At 69.8% G+C, this 725-nt stretch carries 1 protein-coding gene; it reads left to right on the forward strand.

All coding sequences use genetic code 11. The features are described from left to right. On the forward strand, positions 1–642 hold a 642-nt coding region (locus RNB18_RS50720; RefSeq protein WP_394817800.1), incomplete at its 5' end, for a GTP 3',8-cyclase MoaA. Positions 643–725 lie beyond the last annotated feature (83 nt).

Raw genomic sequence — 725 nt, forward strand, 5'->3', positions numbered from 1 at the left:
TCGCTGGACAGCGTCGACGCCACCCACTTCGCCCGGATCACCCGCAGGGACCGACTGGCCGACGTGCTCGACGGCCTGGCGGCCGCCAAGGCCGCCGGACTGCAGCCGGTGAAGGTCAACGCGGTGCTCGACCCGGTCTCGGGTCTCGACGACGTGGTGAACCTGTTGGGCTACTGCCTGGATCACGGATACCAGCTGCGGATCATCGAGCAGATGCCGCTGGACGCCGGGCACACCTGGCAGCGCGGCACCGTGATCGACTCCGAAGCCATTCTCGGCACCCTGCGCCGCCACTTCGACCTGCGGCCCGATCCGAAGCCGCGCGGCTCGGCGCCGGCCGAGCTCTGGCAGGTCGCGGCGAGCGCTGATCACCCCGCGGGCACCGTCGGAGTGATCGCGTCCGTGTCGCACGCGTTCTGTTCGGACTGTGACCGCACGAGGCTGACCGCCGACGGCCAGATTCGCAGCTGTCTGTTCTCCACCGAGGAGAGCGACCTGCGCGCGCTGCTGCGCGGTGGCGCCGACGACGCCGCCATCGAAACGGTCTGGCGGACGGCGATGTGGGCAAAGCCCGCGGGACACGGGATCAACGACCCGGATTTCGTGCAGCCCGTGCGGCCGATGAGCGCGATCGGCGGCTAGATGACGGAGCACACCGTGGCCGTAACGGTCCGCTATTTCGCCGCTGCCGCCGCCGCGGCCGGAGTTGATACGGAAACGTTAGG

The sequence above is a fragment of the Streptomyces doebereineriae genome (genome assembly GCF_031845645.1).
GTDB classification, from domain to species: domain Bacteria; phylum Actinomycetota; class Actinomycetes; order Streptomycetales; family Streptomycetaceae; genus Streptomyces; species Streptomyces canus.